The organism is Microbacterium sp. TNHR37B (genome assembly GCF_001620065.1).
In the GTDB taxonomy this organism is placed as follows: domain Bacteria; phylum Actinomycetota; class Actinomycetes; order Actinomycetales; family Microbacteriaceae; genus Microbacterium.
This window is the reverse complement of record NZ_LQGV01000004.1, coordinates 302,022-323,582: the sequence shown is the minus strand read 5'-3', so window position 1 is coordinate 323,582 and position 21,561 is coordinate 302,022. Positions and strand designations below refer to the sequence as shown.

Genomic DNA, 21,561 nt, shown 5'->3' with positions numbered 1-21,561 from the left:
CGCACGGTATCCACAAGTACCTGCTGATCTGGGTTTTTTCGTCGTCGATGTCGGCGGTTGGCGAGATCCTCGTCGTATGGAAGTCATCGCGAGCGCATCCCCCGCCCCGACGGAGATCGACGCGCTGCTCGACGAGATCTCCGAAACGAACCGGCGCCTCGCGGCGCTTCACGCGCGCGAGATCGAGCTGCTGGCAGCGGCGGTGAGGACGGCCGAACGTCAGTCCTCCGGCGGGTCGTCGTCCGTCGACCACGACATCCATCTGCGGTCCATGGCGGCACAGATCGGGATCGAGCTCCGCGCCTCCGACCGTTCGATCCAGAGACGGATGTCGATGGCGGCACTCGTCGTATCGCGATTCCCGGCGGCGCACGCCGCGCTCGGCTCCGGGCAGATCGACCGCGCACACGTCCGCGTCATCGTGGAGGCCGGTATGCGCATCGACGACGACGAGGCGCGGGCGAGCTATGAAGCGGCCGCGCTCGACGTGGCACGCCGAGAGTCCCCGGGGAGGCTCCGTCCGGCGGCGCGGCTCCTCGCCAGCCGCGCTGATCCCGTCGATCTCGGGGAACGCCACCGCGCCGCGGCAGCACAGCGGGGCGTGTGGGTGCGGGATCTCGACGATGGAATGGCCGAGCTCGTCGCGAGTCTCCCCGCGCCTCTCGCCCACGGTATCCACGATCGGCTGACGTCTCTCGCGCGGAGCACGATGGAGGACCGCGTGCCCGTCGATGACGGCTCCGCATCGCCCGATCACCGCGGCATGGGTGAACTCCGCGCGGATGCTTTCGCCGACCTCCTGCTCACCGGGCACGCAACGCTGGCGGCGACCTCCGCGTCCATCGTCGCCGCCGACGCGATCACGACCCACGTCCAGGTCACCATTCCCGTGCTGACCCTCCTGGGGCACGACACCACACCAGCCGAACTCGCGGGCCACGGCCCCATCGACCTCGCCACCGCTCGTGCTCTCGCGGCGACGGCCGAAGGATGGGACCGCGTGCTCACGCATCCCGTGAGCGGAGACGTCCTCGCCGTCGACCGCTACCGCCCGAGCGCACACCTCCGCCGCACCCTGCGCGCGCGCGACGAGCACTGCAGGTTTCCGGGATGCCGCCAGCCGGCGCGACGATGCGACATCGACCACACGATCGCCCGGGAACACGACGGAGCCACCGACGCGGGAAACCTCGCCCACCTGTGTCGGCGACATCACACGCTCAAGCACCATTCCGCGTGGCGGGTGCGGCAACTCCCCGGCGGCGTACTCGAGTGGACGAGCCCCACCGGTCGCGTCCATCCCGACCGGCCGAAGCGCACCCTGGTGTTCAGCCCCCTGTCACCACTGCCACCGCCACCGCCACCGCCGACCGTGACGCCCGCGGACGATGCGCCCTTCTAGGAGCCACCTGGGCGCCGCCGAGCAGAGACGATCGGGCGCCGCCGAGCAGAGACGATCAGGCGCCGCCGGTGGCCCGGATGGTCGTTCCCGCCACGTAGCTCGCCGCTGGCGACAACGCGAAGGCGATCACCTCGGCGATCTCCTCCGGTTGGGCCACGCGCCCCATCGGATGCCGGGCCGCGACGCGGGCCGGGCGGCCCGGGTCACCCGCGTCCGCGTGCACGTCCGTCTCGGTCGTGCCCGGGGCGACGCCGACCACACGGATCCCCTGCGGCGCCGCCTCGATCGCGAGCCCCCTCGTGAGGGCGTCGATACCCGCTTTGGTCGCCGCATAGTGCACGTACTCCCCCGGCGACCCCGTCGTTGCGGCGCCGGAGGAGATGTTGACGAGGACGCCGCCTCCCGGAAGCACCATCACCGCCCGCCGCGCCACCAGGATGGCACCGGTGAGATTGACGTCCACGACCCGCCGGATGACGTCGACCGGCGTATCGACGAGCCGCCCGACGTGGAACGTCCCTCCGGCATTGTTGACGACCGCGTCGAGCCGCGGCGAGGCGACCAGGGCCCGATCGAAGAGCTCGTCGACCCCCGCCTCGCTGGAGAGGTCGGCGCGGACGGTCGTGCAGCGCACCCCGAGAGCCTCGACCTCCGCCTGGGTCTGCGCAGCGGCCTCGTCGTCGCGCGCGTAGCCGAGCACGAGATCGCTGCCGTCGGCCGCCAACCGCAGCGCCAGGGCGCGGCCGATGCCGCGCGTGCCGCCGGTGATCAGGACAGTGCGTTCCGCCATGCCTCGACTCTAGGACGGCGGGGCGCTACACGCCCCCGCCGCCACCTCCCCCACCGCCGCCGCCTGCGCTCACGCCACCGGCCGACCCGCCCGAGGTCGACGACGACGACATCGCCGCCGACGACAGCGAGCCGATGCCCGACGAGAACGACGACGCGTCGAATGCCCCGGTGCCCACGTACCAGTACGGCGCCGACACTCCGGCGGCCGCGTACAGCACCGCGAGATGCTTCGACCACTCCTTCTCTTGACCGAAGACGACCGCGTACGGCAGCAGCCGCTCGTACAGCCGGAGCATCTGCCGCGGATCGTCGACATCGACACCCACACGCTCCGCGCCCTGCGGCGACTGGAGCATCCGGATACGATCGGCCTCCGCCCACGCGATGAACTCCTTGAGCCCGCGCAGGTGATCGCGGGTCTCCGCTCCAGCGGCGGTCAATGGGCGGCGCGCGACCAGCACGATCACGAGGGCGAACATGAGCCCCGCGGCGATCATCAGGATCACCGGCACGGCGGCTGAGACGTACCCGACGGGAGCGACGACCCCCGCCCCGACGACCACCGCGCCGGCCACGACGGCTGCCAGGATCGGCCACGCCCGCGTCCGGAACGGAACCGAACGACGCAGTCCCTGGTCGGTGAGGGCGGCGTCCGCCGCGGCCAGGATCTTCTGCGCGACCTTCGACAACCGTGTGTCCTGCCGCCCGAACTCGTACTGTTCCCCCGGCACGCCCGAGGGGAAGAGCCCGTCCAGGAGCATCCGGCCATCCCCGTCGGCGCGGGAAGGATCCACGAGCTCGGCGATGAGCCGCTGACCACCCCACGCCTTCGAGGGGCCTTCGATGATCCGGATCGAGCCGACCACCGCCTGCTCCAGCACCTCGGCCGGGATCGCCTTCGAGGTCTGCCCCAGCAGCACGGCGCTCTCGAGCGCATCGACGTTCGGCGGCGGCGTGTACTCGGCGATGATCGTCGGACGGCCCGGCTCATCGGCGAGCCCCCGGCGACGAGCCCGGAACGCGAGCGCGACGGCCCCGAGAAGCCCGACGCCGCCGGCGACCTGCACCCATCCCGCGGGAGAAGCGGCGAACGACGTGTCGAACACCGTGAAGGTCTCCGGCTCGAACCCGACCGCGAGCGACAGCGTCTGCCGCGGGCCGAGGTTCTCCGCGCGCGCCGTGATCACCACCCCGTCTGTCGCGGGTTCCTGGTCGATCCCCGCGCACGGCGTCGCGCTCCGCTGCGCGCCCTGCGCGCAGGCCATCCTGCCCGACAGGCGCTCCGCGAGCTCGGCGTCGAGGTGGAGCCGAGCGGTCACGGTCCCGAACGGCTGCGCCCAGTCGACCCCGTTGACGTCCCAGTAGAACTCGAGCCCAGTGTCGGGAAAGTTCCACGTGACGTTCTCCAACTCGTAGGTGAGGAGGAAGGTCTGCACTCCTCGGAGGTATGTATCCGACCGCGAGACGATGGCAAAGACGCCGTCGTCCTCCTCGGTCTCGGCCGGGCGCGGCGTGCCGTTCTCGTCGGTCACCGAGATGAGGCGCGGGTGCAGCGGCTGACCGTTGTAGGTGTCGGGGATTGCCCGCCGGATCCCGCGGTTCTGATCGGCATCGGGGAAGCGAGCCACGAACCGCTCCACCACCAGAAGGCGACTCGTGCCGTCGTCGTCCCGGGTGAGCGTGTAGTCCGCCGTCATCTCGTCGAAGGTGAAATCGTCGACATCGGCCGCCGCCGGAGAAGGAGCCGCGACGACGCCGAGACCCGCGATCACGGCGAGCAGCACGATGGTGAGCGCACGGGAGAATCGCCTCATGTCCGCCAGCCTAGGCGCGGGATAAAGTGGACGCCATGACGGACCGCCGCCTCGCCATCGACGCCTGGGAGAGTCTCTTCCGGGCGCAGCACGAGGTGTTGGAGGAGATCAGCGCCGACTTCGACGCCGAGCTCAGCCAAGCCGAGTACGACGTCATGCTGACCGTCGCCCGGGGCGAGCAGAACTCCGCGCGGCTGCGCGATGTCACCGCGAACATGCTCATCAGCCAGCCGAGCGTCTCGCGCCTGGTCGATCGGATGGTCGCCCGGGGCCTCATCTCCAAGTGCCCCGACCCGCAGGACGGCCGCGGTGCCGTCGTCCGGGCCACCGAGACGGGCCTCGGGATCTTCCGGCGCATCGCGCTCCGGCACGGGCAGACCATCGCCGAGCGCATGGCCGTGCTCACCGATGAGGAGCTCGCCCACCTGCGGGAGCTGACGGCGAAGCTCCGCGACGGCGCGCGCTAGCCGCCCTCAGGGGGTGCGGCGCCGGAGCGTCGCCGCCGCGACGACGAGCGCACCGACGGTGAACGCCGCCACCACCAGCACCGGTCGCCAGACCTCACCGGCTTCGGAACCCGACGCCACCGCCGACGCGGCGTCGATCGCGTAGCTCAAAGGAAGCGCATCGCTCACGGCCGAGAGCACATCGGGCATCTGGTCCCGCGGCATGAACAGTCCCCCCAGGATCATCTGCGGGAAGACGAGCACGGGCATGAACTGCACCGCCTGGAACTCCGTGCGGGCGAACGCGCTGGCGAGCAGTCCCAGCGCCGTTCCGAGGAGAGCGTCGACGACCGCGACGACCCCCAGCTGCCACACGGGGCCTGCCACGCTCAGTCCGCACACCGCGACCGCGAACGTCACGGTGACGATCGCCTGAAGTGTCGCGAGCAGGCCGAACGCGAGGGCGTATCCGAGGATGACGTCCGATTTGGCGACCGGCGTGGTCAGCAGGCGCTCCAGCGTCCCGCTCCGGCGCTCACGCAACGTGGTGATGGAGGTGATGAGGAACATGACGACGAAGGGGAAGAGCGCCAGCAGTGGCCCGCCGATCCGGTCGAACGCTCCCTCGCTCTCGCTGAACACCCACGCGAACAGCCCGACGAGAAGGCTCGGGGCGACCAGGAGCAGCACGAGCGACCGCGGATCGTGACTGAGCTGCCGCAGGACCCGCGCGGTCGTCGCGAGCAGCCGCACGCCGCTCATGCCGCCTCGTCCCGCCGGATGAGATGCAAGAAGGCCGCTTCCGCATCCGGCGCACCGGTCTCGGCGAGGAGCGCCTCCGGCGTCGTGTCGGCGACGAGCCGCCCCTCGCGGAGGAGGAGCAGGCGATCGCAGCGCGCGGCTTCGTCCATGACGTGGCTGGACACGAGCACCGTCACCCCCTCCTCGGAGAGCGAGCGGAACACGCCCCACAGCTCTTCCCGCAGCACCGGGTCCAGACCCACCGTGGGCTCGTCGAGCACGATCAACTCCGGAGACCCGAGCATCGCGACCGCGAGCGACACCCGGCCCGCCTGCCCGCCGCTGAGGGAGGCCACAAGCCGCCGTCGCTCCGACTCGAGGCCGACGGCCGCGATCACGCGGTCGACGTCCGAGCGCGGCGCCCCGAGGAGCCGGGCGAAGTAGCGGAGGTTCTGCTGCACGGTGAGGTCGCCGTACACGGATGCGGCCTGCGTGTCGTACGCGACGCGGTGACGCAGCGACGCGCTTCCGGCCGGCGCGCCGAGCACCGTCACGGTCCCGTCGTCGATGCGCTGCGCCCCGACGATCGTGCGCAGCAACGTGGTCTTGCCGCATCCCGAGGGGCCCAGCAGTCCCGTGATCGCGCCCGCGGCGATGTCCACGGAGAAGTCCGAGAACACGGGGCGGGCTCCCCGCCGCACGCGGAGACCGCGAACGCTCACGGCATTCGCGCTATTCATCATGTGATGAATTATGCGGGCCGCGAGTCCTTCCCGTCCAGCCACAGGGTGTCGGACGCGTCTCGATGCGTGCCCGTTCCCCCCACGTGCGTCGCGGCGATCTTCGGCCCCTTCGTGATCACGTGCACGAGCGCCATCGCGTGGCCCCGCCCGAGGCCGTACTCCTCCCCGAGCCACGCGACGATCTCACCCGCCTTCGTACCCGGCCCGAAACCGCGTTCCTCGGCGAGCCCGATGAACTGTCGAGGGGTGATCCCGGTCTTGGTCTCGATGTTGTCGAGGTAGGCCTGGAACGACATGACTGCTCCTTCGCTGCCGGTCATCCGGCGGTGAGATAGCGCTGGACGGTGGGACCGATCCGCGCGACCAGCTCCTCGGGCGACGCGTCGGCGATGCCCGGGAGCTTGGCGATGTAGCGGGCCACGATGAGCCCGACGATCTGCGAGGCGACGAGCCCGGCGCGCAGCTCCGCGTCGTCGACGTCGAGCTCCGCGACGATACGGGCGAGCAGCTCGCGGCGGAGGAAACCCACCATGAGCGGCGTCGCGAGGGGATTGCCGAGGGAGGTGCGCAGCAGCACGACGGCACGGCGACGCACCTCGGGACGCTCGAACTGCCCCAGGACGAACGCGATCACCGCCTCCCCCCACCGGTCGCGGTCGCCCGCGAGGATCGTGGGGACGACGAGATCCGGGCGAACCGGCACGTCGACCGCCGCGGCGAACAGGTCGGCCTTCGTGCCGAAATAGTGGTGGACGAGCGCAGAGTCCACCTCCGCACGGGCGGCCACCCCGCGCATCGTGGTGGCGTCGTATCCCCGCGCGCCGAACTCGTCGGCAGCGGCGGTGAGGATGCGCTCGCGCGCGTCCGAGCGTCCGCGGGGCCGCCCCCGCCGACGTGGCGCCGACGTCCCCTGCTCGACCATGGGGTCAGCCTACGAGGTCACCAGCGATTGTGGACGTCCTCGGCGAATCCCTCGATGCCGGAGAAAGCCATCCCGGCGAACTCCCCCTCCCACACCCCGAAGCACTGGTCGGTGCGCGACGAGAGCACTCCGAGGCTCATCGCGGAGCGTTTGTCGTAGAAGGGCGTGAAGGTGGCCTCCAGCCCGCCGCCGTGCACACGCCACGGATCCAGAGGGCGGGCGAGATCGTACTCCCACGTGAGCGGAACCGAGATCTTGCGCAGTTCCCCGTCGATCACGATGCCGTTCTCGGTGGAGCCGGTGCCATCGGTCCACTTGCCGCCCACCTGGATCCCTATCGTCCGCTCCCCGTCGACGCCGGCACCGGCGCCCCAGTTCCAGCGGGCGTCGTACGGCCAGCGGCCCCGGCCATGGTCGAGCACAGCCCACGAACCGCTTGGAACCGGGTGCTCCACGCCCTCGATGGTGATCACCCCGGCCGCCGGCAGAGCCACGTCCTTCACCGTGTACTGGAACCGCTTCGACGACCACGGCACCACGACCGCGAGGCACTCGTGCCCCGGCGGGCGCGTCACGGTGATGTCGAAGGACGCGTCAGGGATCTCCGCGAACAGCCGCCAGGAATCCGCCCCCGGCGTGAGGGCGATGGCCAGATCGCTCGCCTTCGCGATCACGGGGCCGGACCCGAGCGACCGGGGCAGGTCCACGTCGCGCGCGGGCACGACGGTGGCCGACTTTCCCCAGCTCCGCTCACCCTCGCGCTCGAAGATCCACACTTCGTGCACGGCGGCATAGTCCAGCGACGACACCGTGAGTGCCACGATGTGCGCGGGCGTCATGACGTTCCAGTACTCCCACCGCTTGTTGCGCCCCCAGTGACGGCGGCCGTCGATGCCGGAGGTGTCCACCAGCGGGGTACGCGCGAAACCCACCGCCGCCGGATTGAGCAGGCCGTTGCCGCGCGTGAGCGAAACGGGCTCGGTCAACTCTCGCTCGTGCTGCGAGCGGGACGGTTCGCCTCGTGACGAGGGATCGGGCATCGGCATCCTTGCTGACGGTCCGCATGACGGGTGCAGCGAGTCTATTGCCTGGAACGCCGAACCGCCCCGGTCGGTTCTCCGACGCGGGGCGGTCGCGGGTGTCACTGCAGAAGCGTCACTGCAGGGGTGTCACTGCAGAAGCGTCACTGCAGGGGCGTCACTGCGCGAGTGTCACTGCTCGATGGGCTGCGGGTCCTGCTCCTTCGAGGACTCCTCCGCACGGAGGGTCGCCGGTGTGCCCTCGGAGACGACGGTGACCTTGCGCGGCTTCGCCTTCTCGCTCACCGGGATCGTGACGGTCAGCACGCCGTTGCTGTAGGTCGCGGCGATGCCGTCGTTGTCGATGCCCTGCCCGAGGTTCAGCTGGCGCAGGAAGCTGGCCGCCTCGCGCTCGCGGGTGATCCACTTGACGCCGTCGCCGGCGGCGAGGGTGCGCTCCGCGCGGATCGTCAGCAGCTGACCGTCGACGTCGATGTCGACCGAGCCCGGGTCGATGCCCGGAAGGTCGGCAGTGAGCACGTAGTGGTCGCCGTCGCGGTACAGGTCCATCGGCATCCGTCGCGGGCCGCGGCGCGTGTCGAAGAGCGTCGACGCGAGACGGTCGAGGTCACGGAACGGGTCGTACGTGGCCATTGTTCTCTCCTTTGTGTCTGTGTTCATCTGAGTGGTCTCAAAGTTGAGTCGTTGCGGCTCAACTGATCTCAGATTAGCACTCTCGCCCTTCGAGTGCTAAGCGTTCTCGGAGGGCGAACGTCCTCCTCCGCGCCCGCCGGTCAGCACTCGATGACGTTGACCGCGAGCCCGCCCTCGCTCGTCTCCTTGTACTTGTGCGACATGTCGATCCCGGTCTGCCGCATCGTCTCCACGACGGCGTCCAGGCTCACGAAATGGTTGCCGTCACCGCGCAGGGCGAGGCGCGCCGCCGTCACCGCGGTCGATGCGGCGATCGCATTGCGTTCGATGCAGGGGATCTGCACGAGCCCGCCCACCGGATCGCACGTGAGCCCCAGATGGTGCTCCATCGCGATCTCGGCCGCGTTCTCGATCTGCCGATTCGTCCCGCCCATCACGGCGGTGAGCCCTCCCGCCGCCATCGCGCACGCCGAGCCGACCTCCGCCTGACAGCCGCCCTCGGCACCGGAGATCGAGGCATTGGCCTTGAAGAGCGACCCCAGCGCCGTGGCCGTCAGCAGGAACCGGCGGATGCCCCGGCGCCGGTTGGCCTCGACGGTCATCTCGGGCGACTCGCCCGCGTCCGGCTCCGCCACCGGCGGATGCAGCCCGAGCAGCGCCGATCCGACGAGTTCGCCGTAGGGCGTCACCGCGTTGCCCGAGCCCAGACCGGAGTCTGCGAGGAAGCGCCACCAGTACATCGCGACGGCGGGCAGGATCCCCGCGGCACCATTGGTCGGCGCGGTCACCACGCGCCCGCCCGAGGCGTTCTCCTCGTTGACGGCGAGCGCGAAAGCGCCCAGCCACTCGCCGGGGAGCTCCCTGCGGCCCTCGCTCTCCGCCGCCTCCAACTGCGCACGGATGGCTCCCGCGCGACGCGTGACCTTGAGCATGCCCGGGAGCACGCCGTCGGCGTGGAGACCCGCATCGATGCACGCCGCCATGGCGTCCCAGATGCGGTCGAGGCCGGCAGCGACCTCCGCTTCGCTCCGCGTGGCCTCCTCGTTGGCACGCGCGACTTCGGCGATCGTCCATCCCCGCTCGTCGCAGAGGGCGAGCAGCTCGGCCGCCGAGGAGAACGGATGCGGCACGGCGGCCCGCGAGACCGACGCGTCCTCCCCTTCGCGACGGATGAAGCCGCCGCCGACGGAGTAGTACGTCTCCTCGGCACACAGCTCGCCCGCCCCGTCGAAGGCCCGGAGAGTCAGGGCGTTGGGATGACCGGGGAGGCGCACACGCGGCGACAGCCGGATGTCTCCCCGGGAGAAGGGAACCGGGTGCACCCCGGCGAGCGCCAGCGGCGCGCCGTCGCGCCACGTGCTCCAGGCGTGCCGCACGACCGCGGGATCCACGGTCTCGGGGTCGGCGCCTTGCAGCCCCGCCACGACGGCGTCGGGGGTCCCGTGCCCGATGCCGGTGGCACCGAGGGAGCCGAAGAGCTCTCCCTCCACCCGCGCGACCCGAGCCCCCACCTCGCCCAGTGCCGCCGCGAACAGGCGCGCGGCGCGCATAGGGCCGACGGTGTGCGAACTGGAGGGCCCGATCCCGACGGAGAACAGGTCGAACGCCGAGACGTAGGCGCTCACGGACGCTGCCACGCGACGAGGCCGACGGTGTTTCCCTCGGTGTCGCGGATGAACGCCTGCCACTCCTCGTGCCCGGCCGGTCCCAGAGTGTCGTCGTCGTGGACGAAGATCACCGCCGGCGGCGACACGATCTCGGCGATCCCCGAGAGCCGCTCGATCGCCTCGTGCACGTTGTCGACGCGCAGATACAGCAGCGACGAGGGCGCACCCCGGTCGAGCAGCAGCCGCGTGCCGTCGAGGTCGAAGAACAACAGACCCGGCGGGTCGAACCGGGCGACCGGTGGCGCGTCGAGAAGAACGGTGTAGAAATCGGCGGCGCGGTCGAGATCGTCGGCGTGCTGAGCCACCTGGAGAAGGCGCATCGTGGGCTCCTCTGCGGGTTGCGGGCGAGGGTCGGTGCCGCCCAGGCTATCCCTCTAGGCTTGTCGGCAGGGAGAGGAGCCCCATGCTCACCGGGAACGACACGCCGCTGGGCGCACTCGAGGACGATCGCATCGCGGCGCTGGCGGCCGCGGCCGACGCCGGTCGTCTCGACGACGCCTTCCTCGAGCGGTTCGACGCGCAGTTCCCCCGCCTCCACGACCTGTTCACGCGCCTGTACGCCGACCGCCCCGACGGACAGGCAGCCCTCGCGCAGACGATCGCTCTCACCTGCGCCTCATGGAACGCGCGCCCCCTCGATCTGAAGGTGCGCGACGGGCAGCGCACCGCCGCTCCGGACTGGTTCCAGTCGGAGCGCATGCTCGGCGGGGTCTGCTACGTCGATCGCTACGGCGGGAACCTCGCCGGGATCCGCGACCAGATCCCCTACTTCCGCGAGCTCGGCCTCACCTACCTGCACCTCATGCCGCTGTTCGCCGGTCCCGAGGGAGACAACGACGGCGGATACGCCGTGTCGAGCTACCGGCGGGTCGACCCGAGGCTGGGAACGATCGCGCAGCTGACCGAGCTCGCCGCGGACCTGCGGCTGGCCGGAATCTCCCTCGTCCTCGACTTCATCTTCAACCACACCAGCAACGAGCACGAGTGGGCGCAGAAGGCGGTGGCCGGAGACCCCGAGTTCTCGGACTTCTACCTGATCTTCCCCGACCGGGAGATGCCCGACGCCTACGAGCGGACGACCCGGGAGATCTTCCCCGACGATCATCGCGGTTCGTTCGTGCAGCTCCCCGACGGCCGCTGGATCTGGTCGACGTTCTACCACTTCCAGTGGGACCTCAACTACGCCAACCCGTGGGTGTTCCGCGCGATGGCCGGCGAGATGCTCTTCCTCGCCAACCTCGGTGTCGACGTGCTGCGGATGGATGCCGTCGCCTTCATCTGGAAGCGGCTCGGCACCGCCTGCGAATCGCTTCCCGAGGCGCACCTGCTCCTGCAGGCCTTCAACGCGGTGCTCGCCATGGGGGCGCCCGGCCTGATCTTCAAATCCGAGGCGATCGTCCACCCCGATGAGGTCGTCAGCTACCTCTCGCCCGACGAGTGCCGCATCTCCTACAACCCGCTGCAGATGGCGCTCACGTGGGAGGCGCTGGCCACCCGTGACGCACGCCTGCTGCAACAGGCCCTCGACCGCCGGCACGAGCTTCCCGACGGCACCGCATGGGTCAACTACGTGCGCAGCCACGACGACATCGGCTGGACCTTCGCCGACGAGGACGCCGCCGAGCTCGGGATCGACGGCGCCTCCCACCGCCGGTTCCTCAATGACTTCTACGTGGGGCGCTTCGAGGGGTCTTTCGCACGCGGCGTGCCGTTCCAGGAGAACCCGCAGACCGGCGACGCCCGGGTGTCGGGGACGACGGCGTCACTGGCGGGGATCGAGGCGGGCGACCCGGGCGGGGAGGACCGCGTCGTCCTCGCGCACGCCCTCGCCCTCGCGACCGGCGGCATCCCGCTCCTGTATCTCGGGGACGAGGTCGCGCAACTGAACGACCCGACCTACGCCGACGATCCCGTCCGCCGCGGTGACAGCCGCTGGGTGCACCGGGGACAACGACCGCGCGACCGCTATGCCGCCAAGAACGACGACACGACCGTGCCCGGACGTGTCTTCCGTCGCATGACGAAGCTCATCTCCGTGCGGCAGTCCACGCCCGAGCTCGCCGGCAACGCCCTGCTCCCCTTCCACACGCCGTATCGGAGCGTCGTCGGCTTCCAACGTCCCGCGCCGGACGACGCGACGCGCGTGCTCGTGCTGGCCAACGTCGGCGATGCCGAGGTCGCCATCGACGCGCTCACCCTGTCGGGCTTCGAGCGCACGGCGCACGACCTGGTGCACGACGCCGAGATCGACCTCGACGACGGGATCGCCCTTCCCGCACACGGCTTCGTGTGGCTGCGGGTCCGGCCCGTCTGAGACGACCGGACGACGTCGGCTCGGGTCAGGCTCCCGCGCGGATCGGCAGACGCAGCCGCACGCTCGTGCCGCGTCCGTGCTGCGAGCGCAGGGCGACATCGCCGCCGTGCTTGTGCGCGACGATACGGACGAGGGAGAGACCGAGGCCGGAGCCCTCGACCTTGCGCGCATGGGAACCGCGCCAGAGCTCGTCCCACACCTGGGCGAGCTCGTCGTCGGCGATCCCCCACCCGGTGTCGGCGACCTCGATCGTGAGCCAGCCCGTCTCCTCCACGCCCCGCACCTCGATCCGCGCCCCCTCGTCGGAGTACTTGGCGGCATTGACGAGCAGGTTGCGGAGGGCGACGGCCAGCAGATCGGGATCCCCCGAGATCTCCGGGAGCGGCCAGGGGGCGGTCGGAAGGTCCACCGCGATCTCCCGTGCGGCGCCGCGCGCCGCCAGCTCACGGCCGAGGGCATCAGCCTCTTCGCGGACGATCGCGGCGACATCGACCTGCTCGCGGTCCAGCTCCCGCGACTCGAGCGACGCGAGGGCTCGCAGCTCTCCGACCAGGAGCGCGAGCCGGTCGGCCTGGGCCGCAGCGACGGTGAGGTTCGGGGAGGACTCCTCGCCCTGTTCGGCGGCCAGCGCGGTGCGGATCGCGGTCACGGGGTTCTTCAGCTCGTGATCGAGGCGGGAGAGGAACCGCCGGTGCGCGTCGCGCTCGGCGGCCTCGGCCTCGCTCCGGCCGCGTGCGTACGCGTCCTCGCGACCGCGTCGCCCCGCGCGGCGACCGAACCACAGAGCGAGCACGGCGAGCGCGACCACGAGCACGACCACGACGGCGGCGGTGACTACGGGCACCCCGACGACGAACGTCCCTCCCAGGAAGCCGCTCATCCGGCCCTCACCTCCCCCGCGAAACGGTAGCCGACGCCCGCGATCGTCTCGATCCAGCGCGGCCGTTGCGGGTCGTCGCCGAGCACCCGGCGGAGCTCGGCGACGCGATGGTCGACGGCGCGCGTGGTGACGGCGAACTCGAACCCCCACAGCGCCTGGAGCAGGTGCTCCCGTGTGTGCACCTCGCCCGGGTGGGCCATGAGGTAGTCCAGGAGAGCGATCGCCTTCGGGGTCAGTTCCCGCGAATCTCCCTCCACGCGCACCCGCCGAGCGGCACGGTCGAGCTCGAGCCCATCGGCGAGGAGCGTCGGCGCGCTCACGAGGGGACGGCCGCCGGTGGTGCGGCGGAGCACGGCACGGATGCGGGAGACGAGCTCCGGCGGATCGAACGGCTTGCCGAGGTAGTCGTCCGCCCCGTCGTCGAGGGCCGCGACGCGCTCGAACGACGCGTCGATCTTGGTGAGGAGGATGACCGGCGTCCACCGTTCCTCGCGGCGCAGCCGACGGACGAGCTCACGACCGTCGAGGACCGGCATCATCACGTCGGACACGACGATGTCGATCACCTCCCGGCCGAGCGCCTCGAGCGCCTGCTCCCCGTCGGAGGCGACCACGACCCGGAAGCCGCTGCGCTCCAGGTAGGGCGCGAGTGTCGAGGTGATCGCTTCCTCGTCGTCGACGAGGAGCACGCACGGCGCGGCGGCGGGAGTCATTGCGTGACGCCCCACCAGACGGCGGCGCCGACGATCAGGAAGAACACGACGCCGAGCGCGATCGTCGCGTACCCCAGGACGAGTCCGATGACGGCGAGCGCCGTTCCGTCGGCCCCCGTCTGCCGGATGCGTCCGAGTGCCACGTGGCCGAGCACGACCGGGACGATCCCCAGGCCGCACAGGGCCGTCACGAGCGACGCGATCGCCAGGCCATCGGTGCGGCGCGGCTGCGGGGCGGGGGCGAAGGCCGGAGCGGCGGCGGGCAGCGTGTGCATGTCAGCGCTCCTCGGCCGGGAGGACGACGTTCATCGTTCCGGTGTCGGAGACGACGGGCGATCCGCTCTCCCAGAACACCTCATTGCCGACCCCCGTGACCTCGACCGCGTCGGCCCCGGCGACGATGACGGTGGAGGCATCGGCGCCCACCGTGAGCGTCCCGACCTGGCGGGCGAGGACGACAACGCCCGCGCCTTCCACCGTCACGGTGTCGCAGTCGTCGGTGATCTGGAGCACGGTAGCGTCGGCGGTCACGTCGGCGCGGCCGTCGACGCAGCTGACGACGCCCGACACCCGCGACTGCCAGTGGTCACGCGTGGCCCGCGCCGCGGCAGCGGGGTCGGTCTCGGTGCCGCCGTTGCCCGCGTCGGTCGCGGAGGGGTCCGGGTCGGCCGGATCCGCGCCGGTCTGGGTGCCGGTGGGGGCGGAGGCCGCCGGGGACGGCTTCTCGCGGGCGGGCTCGAACGAGACCGTGCACCCGGCGAGACCGAGGGAGACGGCGCCGAGCGCCGCGAGCGTCCAGATCGACCGGGCGAGGCCGGCACGACGCGGCGACGAGGCGGGAGCAGTGGGCTGCGGTGTTCTCATGGCATCGACGGTAACGGGGCGGCGGGCACCGGTGGTCGCGACGGTGTCGCAGCCGTGTCGCAGATCTGCGACATCGCCGCCGCCGTCACGACGCCGCGGAGACGACGAGAGCCCCGCAGCATGCCGCGGGGCTCTCGTGACTGTCTCAACACAGTGCGCGCCCGAAGGGACTCGAACCCCTAACCTTCTGATCCGTAGTCAGATGCTCTATCCATTGAGCTACGGGCGCATGGTCTCCGCTCTCGCGAAGGCCAGCGTCCAGAATACCCCACACCGGGCGAGACGACGAATCGGCGAGCTATTCGAGCTCCGCGGGGTCGAACGACGGCGCGGGAGACGCGACATCCACCGGCCCCGGCTCCTCCCCGGCCTCACGCAGCTCGCGCTGTTTCACCATGCTGCGACGACGGGAGGTGAGCTTGGGAAGGTCGACGAGGCGCAGCGCTTGCATCCGGGCCGCCCGCATCCGCTCGTAGTCGGGATCGAGGTCCGGACGGGCCGCCTCGATGCGCAGCGTCCGGTCGATGTTCTTCGCCACCTCCGCCCACGCGACGTCCCGCGCATCGAGGATGAGCTTGCGCAACTCCTCCTCGTCCCCCGCGCGCTCGCGCAGCTCGTGGGCAACGTGCAGCGACTGTTTCTGGCGGCGGCGCAGGTTGCGCACGTCGCGGCTGCGGTAGTCGTGCGTCCCGTCGGAGTCGCTGTGCCGCCCCCGCGCGTGCTTGCGCTCGCGCTCGGTGCGTGCGGCGTCCGCCTCCGCCTCGTCGGCCAGCGTGATGAGCGCCTCCCGCGCTTCGGGCAGGTAGCGCTCGACGTCGAAGTCCTCCCCATCGGCGAGGATGTGCATGAGCATGCGGTTTTTCAGGCTCAGCCGCGTGGCCGCGGAGGCGATGTACAACCCCTCGGCGACGACATCGCGGGTGCGCACCCGCTTCCGCTTCTCAGCCACGATTCTCCCGCTATCGATCCTACGGAACCGGATCGAGGAGAATCGAGGCCGACGGCGGATCAAATCCCGCCCGGGCCCGCAGGACACCTCGGGTCGCACGAGGCGACGGAACGGAAGAGGCGACGATGCCCAGATTGGACGTCCGCGGCGCAACGAGCGTCGTCACGGGGGCCGCGAGCGGGATGGGGGCCGAGGTCGCGCGCGAACTCGCCCAGCGCGGTGCCCGCCTCGCCCTCCTGGATCGGAACGAGGACGGGATCGCCGCGGTCGCAGCGACCCTCCCCGGCGCCGGCCACACGACGCACCCCGTCGATGTCCGCGACGACGAGGCCGTCGGCGACGCCGTGGCCGAGGTGACCCGCCGCCACCCACGGGTCCAGACCCTCATCACGTGCGCGGGATCCTCCATGCTCGGCAGCCTCGATCAGCTCACGATGGAGGAGATGCGCTGGCTCATGGACGTGAACCTGTGGGGCACCGTGAACGTCACCCGCGCGCTCCTGCCCGCCCTCCGCCGCGAGCCCGCCGCCCACATCACGCACCTTGTCTCGATCTATGGCCTGGCTGCCCCCGCCGGCCGCATCCCCTACGCGATGAGCAAGTACGCGGTGCGCGGGTTCAGCGAGGCGCTGCGGCACGAGCTGGAGGGGAGCACCGTGACCGTGGGCGCCGTCTATCCAGCCGGGGTGAAGACGGGCATCATCCTGCACGGGCGCTACGCGGCGGCACTGGACCCCGCGATCGCGCAGCGGGCCGCGACCGCTCAGGCGCGGATGTACCACACCGAGCCGGAGACCGCCGCGCGCCGGATCGTCGAGGCGACGCTCACCCGGCGCGCACGGACCATGGTCGGGCGGGAGGCGCGCCTGGTCGACGTCCTCACACGGCTCACCCCCGTGCACTACTGGGGCGCGATGCGGCGCCCGCTCCGCGACGCGATCGACACCACGACGCCTGTCGCCGATTCGTAACCGCATCTGGCGAGCGACATAGAAGGCGCATAGCAGCGACGGGCTTCATGGAATCCGGACACACGTCAGGAGCCCAGATGAATCCCTTCACCATCATCGCCATCGACCTCACCGCGATCGCGATCCTCTCCTTCGGGGTCTACTACCCGCGTCACCGACGCCGCGACCTGGCTGTCGCCTTCGTCGGGGTGAACGTCGGAGTGCTCGCCGTCTCGATGGTGCTCGCCGACACGACGGTGGGGGCGGGCCTGGGCCTCGGTCTCTTCGGCGTCCTGTCGATCATCCGGTTGCGCTCCCGCGAGATCGAGCAGAGCGAGATGGCCTACTACCTCGCGGCGCTGGCGCTGGGGCTCGTCGCAGGACTGTCGACCAGCGTCACCTGGACGACCGCCGGGCTCATGACGCTGGTCGTGGGCGTGCTCGCGATCGTCGACAGCCCCGCGCTGCTGCGTCGCTCGCGCGAGCAGACTCTCGTGCTGGACCGCGCCTATCCCGACGAGGACGAGGCCCGCCTCGCGGTGGAGTCTCTCCTCAGCGCGAGAGTGCACCGGCTCACCGTGCGCAACCTCGACTTCGTCTCGGACACCACGACGGTCGACGTGCGCTACACCGCCCGCCCCTCCGGCTCTGTCCCCGCCGTGGCCGAGCCCCTCCCGGAGTCGATCGCGCAGGTGACCCGATGAGCGCCGCCCCGTCGACGCGCCCGCGCCGCTCAGCCGCCTGGACGGCCTGCGCACGGTCGACCTCGACACGCTCAACGCCGCCGCCGGGCTTCAGACCCGTGTCGACCGCAAGTACATCCTCCCCGCGCCCGCTCTCCCGGCCGTGCTCACCGGCCTCCCGGCGGAGAGCGAGGTGCTGGAGATCGGTGGGGAGCGGGCCCTGCGCTACGCCTCGCAGTACTTCGACACCCCCGACTTCGACAGCTACTTCGGCGCCGCACGCGGACGTCGCCGGCGGTTCAAAGTGCGCGCGCGCACCTATCTCGACTCGGGCGGCTCGTTCCTGGAGGTGAAGACCCGCGGCGCGCGGTCGGCGACGGTCAAGGACCGCGTGCCGGTGATCGGCGACGGGCTGGACGCGGACGCCGTCGCCTACGCCACCGGTCTGCTCACCGACGCGGGGATCCCCGGCGCCGACGAGCTCGCCCACCGCCTCACGCCCGTGCTCCTCACCCGCTACCGTCGCGTGACGCTGCTCCTGCCGCCCTCCGCAGCCGGCGATGCCTCGCGGGCCACGATCGATGTCGACCTCACCTGGATCGGCGCTGACGGCACCCGGCTGCAGCTGCCGCGTTCGGTGATCATGGAGACGAAGTCCGGCCAGCGCGCCGGAGCACTCGACCGCACTCTCTGGCGGCACGGGTACCGCCCGGCCTCCCTATCGAAGTACGGCACGGGGATGGCGGCGCTGCACCCTTCCCTCCCCTCCCACAAATGGCGCCGCGTCCTCACGCGCCACTTCACCGCCGCGACGGTCACCTCCCCGGCCGCGTGATCGAAAGGACCTCCGATGACCTCCACCTCCTCCACTGCCCGCCGCGTCTGGCTGCTCGCCGCCCCGGCCCTGGCCCTCGGCCTCACCCTGGCCGGCTGCTCCGCCGTGGCGACGACCTCGTCGCCCGGCTCCACGACGAGCTCCTCGACCACCGAGACGACCTCTTCGGCGACCGGGACGACCGACGCGATGCAGACCGCCGCCGACGTCCTCGCCGGCGACCAGGAGACCCACGACACGAGCGACGACGCGGAATGGGACGCCGACGGCGCGACCACCGTCGCCCTCTCGGGCGCCGCCGCCACGGTCACCGGTGACGGCGCCGCGGTGGACGGGGCGACCGTCGTCATCTCGCAGCCGGGAACCTATGTCCTCTCCGGGTCTTACAGCGGTCAGGTGATCGTCGACAGCGATACCGACGGCCAGGTGCGCCTCGTCCTGGACGGCGTCGACATCGACACGACCGCCGGTGCCGCCATCGACGTTCGCGCCGCCGACGAGGCCGTGGTGATCCTTGCCGACGGGTCGACGAACAGCCTGAGCGACGCATCGAGCTACGCCGACGACGCCGACGCGAACGCCGCGTTGTACAGCTCCGCCGACCTCACCCTCACCGGCTCCGGGTCTCTGGATGTCACCGGCAACGGCAACGACGGCATCGCCTCCAGCGATGGCCTCGTCATCCAGTCGGGCGCCCTCACGGTGACCGCCGCCGACGACGGCATCCGCGGAAAGGACTACCTCGTCATCCGGGGCGGCGACATCACGGTCGATGCCGGCGGCGACGGTCTGAAGTCCGACAACGACGAAGACGCGGCCCGCGGCTACGTGCTGGCGGCGGCGGGAACAGTCGACATCGTCAGCGACGATGACGGGATCGATGCCGCCACCGATGTCGTCACGACCGGCGGAACCCTCTCGATCGTCTCGGGGGGCGGCGCCGGCACCGGCGACCCCGACGGCGGGGCGAAGGGCGTCTCGGCGGGGGTGATCGCCGTCTTCGAAGGCGGCACGATCGACATCGACGCCGCCGACGACGCGGTGAACGTGAACGCGTACGTGCACGCGGCGGGAGCGACGCTGACCCTCGCCTCCGGCGACGATGGCGTACACGCCGACCTGCAGCTGGTGGTCTCGGCCGGAGAGGTCACCGTGACGCAGGCGGTGGAGGGCCTCGAAGGCGGCCAGATCACCCTCTCGGGCGGTGCGACCTCGATCACCACCAGCGACGACGGGGTGAACGTCTCAGAACCCGACGCGGGGAGTGCCGAGCTCACCCTCATCATCAGCGACGGCACGCTCCTCGTGGATGCCGAAGGGGATGGTCTCGACGTGAACCAGGGCACGCTCACCCAGACCGGCGGCACCGTCGTCGTGTCCGGTCCGACCCGCAACGACAACGGCGCACTCGACGTCGACGGCGGGGCGACGATCTCCGGCGGCGTGCTGCTGGCGGCGGGGTCGTCCGGCATGGCCCTGGCGCCCTCGGCAGATTCCGACCAGGCCTCGGTCCAGTTCACGCTGCCCAGCGCGGTCAGCGCCGGAACGGTGCTCACGATCGTCGACTCCTCGGGCGACGAGGTGGCGACCTTCACGACGAGCAAGCAGACCCAGAGCGTCGTCTACTCCGGCCCGTCGCTCGTCAACGGGGACACCTACACCCTCACGTCGGGGGGTTCCGCCGGCACGACGGTCCTGGGCGGGCTGTCGGAGCGCGGATCCGCCGGGCCGTCCTCGCTGGCCACGGCGGTGGCGGGAGAACAGACCTCCTCCGAGAGGGGCGGCCCGGGCGGAGGCGGAGGCATGGGTGGAGGCGACAGAGGCGACGATCAGCGCCCCTGAGCGCCCGCCGCTGCGGGCAGTCAGCCGCCGAGCGTGCCCACGATCGCCTCGACGCGACGCGCGCGGGTCTCGGCGGCCTTCGCGCTCTCGACGTTCGTCACATGGGCTTTGCGGGCGCTCGGAGACAGACCGTCGAAGGCCGAACGCACTCCCGCGCGATCGAGCGCCTCGGCGAGATCGGTGGGCACCTCGACGGTACGCGGAGCCGTGTCGAGCTCCAGGTCGACCGTGATGGCGTCGCCGCCCGCGATCCCGCTCGCGGCACGCTTGTCCGAGCTGAACGGGATGAGGAACCGCCCACCCATGACCCCGATCGTGGACCGGTACTCGAAGCCGTTGACGTACACTACCACCGCTGCCCGCTTCCCTCCGCCCAGCGCCTCGACGACCTCCGGCGGGACCTCGATGCCGGTGTTGTTGCCCTGGAGCCGCATGACGGATTCGAAACGCATGTCCTGTGATTAGCACGCGCGATCGGCACTGACAACCCCGGTGCCCCGGCTCGCTTCGGCACGTAGGGTCGGTGACACCACCGATTCGTGGTGGCCTGCCAGAAGGGAGACGTCATGGGATTCATGGACGACGCCAAAGAGGTCGCCGAAACGACCGGACGCAAGATCAAGGAGGGGTGGGAGGACACCACCGACAAGATCGGCGACAAGGTCGACGAGGCCAAGGCTGACGCGAACGTGAGGAAGGCCGAGGCCGAGAAGGAATCCGTCGAGCGGCGCAACGACATCAAGGAGCACCTGCGCGACGAGAAGTGAGGCGACGACCTCACGGAATGCGAAGGGCCTCGGAGAGTACTCCGGGGCCTTTCTGCTGTCCGGCTCCGCGTGCCGCCCATCCGATCGGGACTCGGTGCCGAACAACTCCCGAGACGCGGCGACCGTCGCGTCCGGACCGGAGGTCTCTCTCATGCGCACGTCACCCAATCGCCTCGTCGCGACCGTCTTCGGAGCCGTCTACCTGCTGGTCGGCGCGCTGGGCTTCGCCGTCACCGGCGGCGTCGGCTTTCTCTCCACGAGCGGCGGGCTCCTCCTCGGGATCTTCGAGGTCAACCCGCTCCACAACGTCGCCCACCTGCTGATCGGCGCGGCCCTGCTGATCGCCGGACTGTCGTCGGCTCGCGCGGCCAAGGCCACCAACACCGTCGTGGGCGCCGCGTACCTGCTCCTGGGCATCGCCGGCTTCTTCCTCGTCGGTACGGCCGCGAACATCCTGGCCCTCAACACCTTCGACCACTTCCTGCACCTCGCCAGCGCTCTGGTGCTCCTGGGTGTGGGAATCGGCGCCGAGCGCGCGCACGGCCGCACGCTGACGGCCTGACG

Annotated in this window: 25 protein-coding genes and 1 tRNA gene; 9 read left to right on the top strand and 17 right to left on the bottom strand. The window is 71.0% G+C overall.

Going from position 1 to position 21,561, the window contains the following annotated elements; genetic code table 11:
- Positions 1 to 76: 76 nt before the first annotated feature.
- On the top strand, positions 77 to 1,402 hold the full coding sequence (locus AVP41_RS15720) for an HNH endonuclease signature motif containing protein (RefSeq protein ID WP_082829294.1): 1,326 nt from the start codon (positions 77 to 79) through the stop codon (positions 1,400 to 1,402).
- A 55-nt stretch (positions 1,403 to 1,457) separates the two neighbouring features.
- Here AVP41_RS15720 and AVP41_RS15715 read toward each other — a convergent pair whose 3' ends face one another.
- The gene (locus AVP41_RS15715; RefSeq protein WP_067166848.1) at positions 1,458 to 2,192 is read right to left on the bottom strand and encodes an SDR family NAD(P)-dependent oxidoreductase; all 735 of its coding nucleotides are present in this window, start codon (positions 2,190 to 2,192) and stop codon (positions 1,458 to 1,460) included.
- Between the two features lie 25 nt (positions 2,193 to 2,217).
- On the bottom strand, positions 2,218 to 4,008 hold the full coding sequence (locus tag AVP41_RS15710) for a DUF2207 domain-containing protein (protein WP_067166845.1): 1,791 nt from the start codon (positions 4,006 to 4,008) through the stop codon (positions 2,218 to 2,220).
- A gap of 35 nt (positions 4,009 to 4,043) precedes the next feature.
- On the opposite strand from AVP41_RS15710, the gene AVP41_RS15705 reads away from it, so the two are divergent.
- A complete protein-coding gene (locus AVP41_RS15705) occupies positions 4,044 to 4,475 on the top strand; it encodes a MarR family winged helix-turn-helix transcriptional regulator (RefSeq protein ID WP_067166841.1) in 432 nt (143 codons plus the stop codon).
- A gap of 6 nt (positions 4,476 to 4,481) precedes the next feature.
- Here AVP41_RS15705 and AVP41_RS15700 read toward each other — a convergent pair whose 3' ends face one another.
- From AVP41_RS15700 to AVP41_RS15665, 8 genes are all read right to left on the bottom strand, one after another.
- On the bottom strand, positions 4,482 to 5,216 hold the full coding sequence (locus AVP41_RS15700) for an ABC transporter permease (RefSeq protein WP_067166838.1): 735 nt from the start codon (positions 5,214 to 5,216) through the stop codon (positions 4,482 to 4,484).
- A complete protein-coding gene (locus AVP41_RS15695) occupies positions 5,213 to 5,938 on the bottom strand; it encodes an ABC transporter ATP-binding protein (RefSeq protein ID WP_067166834.1) in 726 nt (241 codons plus the stop codon). The genes AVP41_RS15700 and AVP41_RS15695 overlap by 4 nt, the downstream gene beginning before the upstream one ends.
- A gap of 8 nt (positions 5,939 to 5,946) precedes the next feature.
- Complete coding sequence (locus AVP41_RS15690; RefSeq protein ID WP_067166831.1) at positions 5,947 to 6,234, bottom strand: DUF4287 domain-containing protein; 288 nt, start codon at positions 6,232 to 6,234, stop codon at positions 5,947 to 5,949.
- A 20-nt stretch (positions 6,235 to 6,254) separates the two neighbouring features.
- A complete protein-coding gene (locus AVP41_RS15685) occupies positions 6,255 to 6,860 on the bottom strand; it encodes a TetR/AcrR family transcriptional regulator (protein WP_067166828.1) in 606 nt (201 codons plus the stop codon).
- 17 nt (positions 6,861 to 6,877) lie between these two features.
- Complete coding sequence (locus tag AVP41_RS15680) at positions 6,878 to 7,900, bottom strand: DUF2804 domain-containing protein (RefSeq protein ID WP_157532536.1); 1,023 nt, start codon at positions 7,898 to 7,900, stop codon at positions 6,878 to 6,880.
- Positions 7,901 to 8,071: 171 nt separating this feature from the next.
- Positions 8,072 to 8,533: an Hsp20/alpha crystallin family protein gene (locus AVP41_RS15675; protein ID WP_067166821.1), complete on the bottom strand. Its 462-nt coding sequence runs from the start codon at positions 8,531 to 8,533 to the stop codon at positions 8,072 to 8,074.
- A 140-nt stretch (positions 8,534 to 8,673) separates the two neighbouring features.
- Positions 8,674 to 10,158 (bottom strand): L-serine ammonia-lyase, iron-sulfur-dependent, subunit alpha, encoded by a 1,485-nt coding sequence (locus AVP41_RS15670; RefSeq protein WP_067167259.1) that lies wholly within the window; start codon positions 10,156 to 10,158, stop codon positions 8,674 to 8,676.
- Positions 10,155 to 10,520 carry a VOC family protein gene (locus AVP41_RS15665; RefSeq protein ID WP_067166819.1) on the bottom strand — a complete coding sequence of 122 codons (366 nt, stop codon included), beginning with the start codon at positions 10,518 to 10,520 and terminating at the stop codon, positions 10,155 to 10,157. The genes AVP41_RS15670 and AVP41_RS15665 overlap by 4 nt, the downstream gene beginning before the upstream one ends.
- 83 nt (positions 10,521 to 10,603) lie before the next feature.
- On the opposite strand from AVP41_RS15665, the gene AVP41_RS15660 reads away from it, so the two are divergent.
- Entirely contained in the window at positions 10,604 to 12,514 is a 1,911-nt protein-coding gene (locus AVP41_RS15660; protein WP_067166816.1) for an alpha-amylase family protein, read from the top strand.
- 25 nt (positions 12,515 to 12,539) lie between these two features.
- Here AVP41_RS15660 and AVP41_RS15655 read toward each other — a convergent pair whose 3' ends face one another.
- From AVP41_RS15655 to AVP41_RS15630, 6 genes are all read right to left on the bottom strand, one after another.
- Positions 12,540 to 13,394, bottom strand: a complete 855-nt coding sequence (locus AVP41_RS15655; protein WP_067166813.1) for a sensor histidine kinase — start codon at positions 13,392 to 13,394, stop codon at positions 12,540 to 12,542.
- On the bottom strand, positions 13,391 to 14,107 hold the full coding sequence (locus tag AVP41_RS15650) for a response regulator transcription factor (protein WP_067166811.1): 717 nt from the start codon (positions 14,105 to 14,107) through the stop codon (positions 13,391 to 13,393). Before AVP41_RS15650 ends, AVP41_RS15655 begins: the two co-directional genes overlap by 4 nt.
- Positions 14,104 to 14,382 (bottom strand): DUF4190 domain-containing protein, encoded by a 279-nt coding sequence (locus AVP41_RS15645; protein WP_067166808.1) that lies wholly within the window; start codon positions 14,380 to 14,382, stop codon positions 14,104 to 14,106. The genes AVP41_RS15650 and AVP41_RS15645 overlap by 4 nt, the downstream gene beginning before the upstream one ends.
- A 1-nt stretch (position 14,383) precedes the next feature.
- Complete coding sequence (locus AVP41_RS15640; RefSeq protein WP_067166805.1) at positions 14,384 to 14,971, bottom strand: DUF3060 domain-containing protein; 588 nt, start codon at positions 14,969 to 14,971, stop codon at positions 14,384 to 14,386.
- Positions 14,972 to 15,127: 156 nt separating this feature from the next.
- Positions 15,128 to 15,200: transfer RNA gene (locus AVP41_RS15635), tRNA-Arg, on the bottom strand.
- A gap of 69 nt (positions 15,201 to 15,269) precedes the next feature.
- A complete protein-coding gene (locus AVP41_RS15630) occupies positions 15,270 to 15,920 on the bottom strand; it encodes an asparagine synthase (protein WP_067166802.1) in 651 nt (216 codons plus the stop codon).
- 125 nt (positions 15,921 to 16,045) lie between these two features.
- On the opposite strand from AVP41_RS15630, the gene AVP41_RS15625 reads away from it, so the two are divergent.
- From AVP41_RS15625 to AVP41_RS15610, 4 genes are all read left to right on the top strand, one after another.
- A complete protein-coding gene (locus tag AVP41_RS15625; RefSeq protein WP_067166799.1) occupies positions 16,046 to 16,891 on the top strand; it encodes an SDR family NAD(P)-dependent oxidoreductase in 846 nt (281 codons plus the stop codon).
- 77 nt (positions 16,892 to 16,968) lie between these two features.
- A complete protein-coding gene (locus tag AVP41_RS15620) occupies positions 16,969 to 17,574 on the top strand; it encodes a DUF4956 domain-containing protein (RefSeq protein WP_067166796.1) in 606 nt (201 codons plus the stop codon).
- A 37-nt stretch (positions 17,575 to 17,611) separates the two neighbouring features.
- Positions 17,612 to 18,388 carry a polyphosphate polymerase domain-containing protein gene (locus AVP41_RS15615; protein ID WP_067166793.1) on the top strand — a complete coding sequence of 259 codons (777 nt, stop codon included), beginning with the start codon at positions 17,612 to 17,614 and terminating at the stop codon, positions 18,386 to 18,388.
- A gap of 15 nt (positions 18,389 to 18,403) precedes the next feature.
- Positions 18,404 to 20,230, top strand: a complete 1,827-nt coding sequence (locus AVP41_RS15610) for a carbohydrate-binding domain-containing protein (RefSeq protein ID WP_067166790.1) — start codon at positions 18,404 to 18,406, stop codon at positions 20,228 to 20,230.
- 20 nt (positions 20,231 to 20,250) lie between these two features.
- Here the strand turns inward: AVP41_RS15610 and AVP41_RS15605 are convergent, their stop codons facing one another.
- Positions 20,251 to 20,682, bottom strand: a complete 432-nt coding sequence (locus AVP41_RS15605) for a YdeI/OmpD-associated family protein (protein WP_067166787.1) — start codon at positions 20,680 to 20,682, stop codon at positions 20,251 to 20,253.
- 114 nt (positions 20,683 to 20,796) lie between these two features.
- On the opposite strand from AVP41_RS15605, the gene AVP41_RS15600 reads away from it, so the two are divergent.
- Together AVP41_RS15600 and AVP41_RS15595 are read left to right on the top strand one after the other, a co-directional pair.
- Positions 20,797 to 20,997 carry a hypothetical protein gene (locus AVP41_RS15600; RefSeq protein ID WP_067166783.1) on the top strand — a complete coding sequence of 67 codons (201 nt, stop codon included), beginning with the start codon at positions 20,797 to 20,799 and terminating at the stop codon, positions 20,995 to 20,997.
- A gap of 151 nt (positions 20,998 to 21,148) precedes the next feature.
- Entirely contained in the window at positions 21,149 to 21,559 is a 411-nt protein-coding gene (locus tag AVP41_RS15595) for a DUF4383 domain-containing protein (RefSeq protein ID WP_067167257.1), read from the top strand.
- The last annotated feature ends 2 nt before the right edge of the window (positions 21,560 to 21,561 follow it).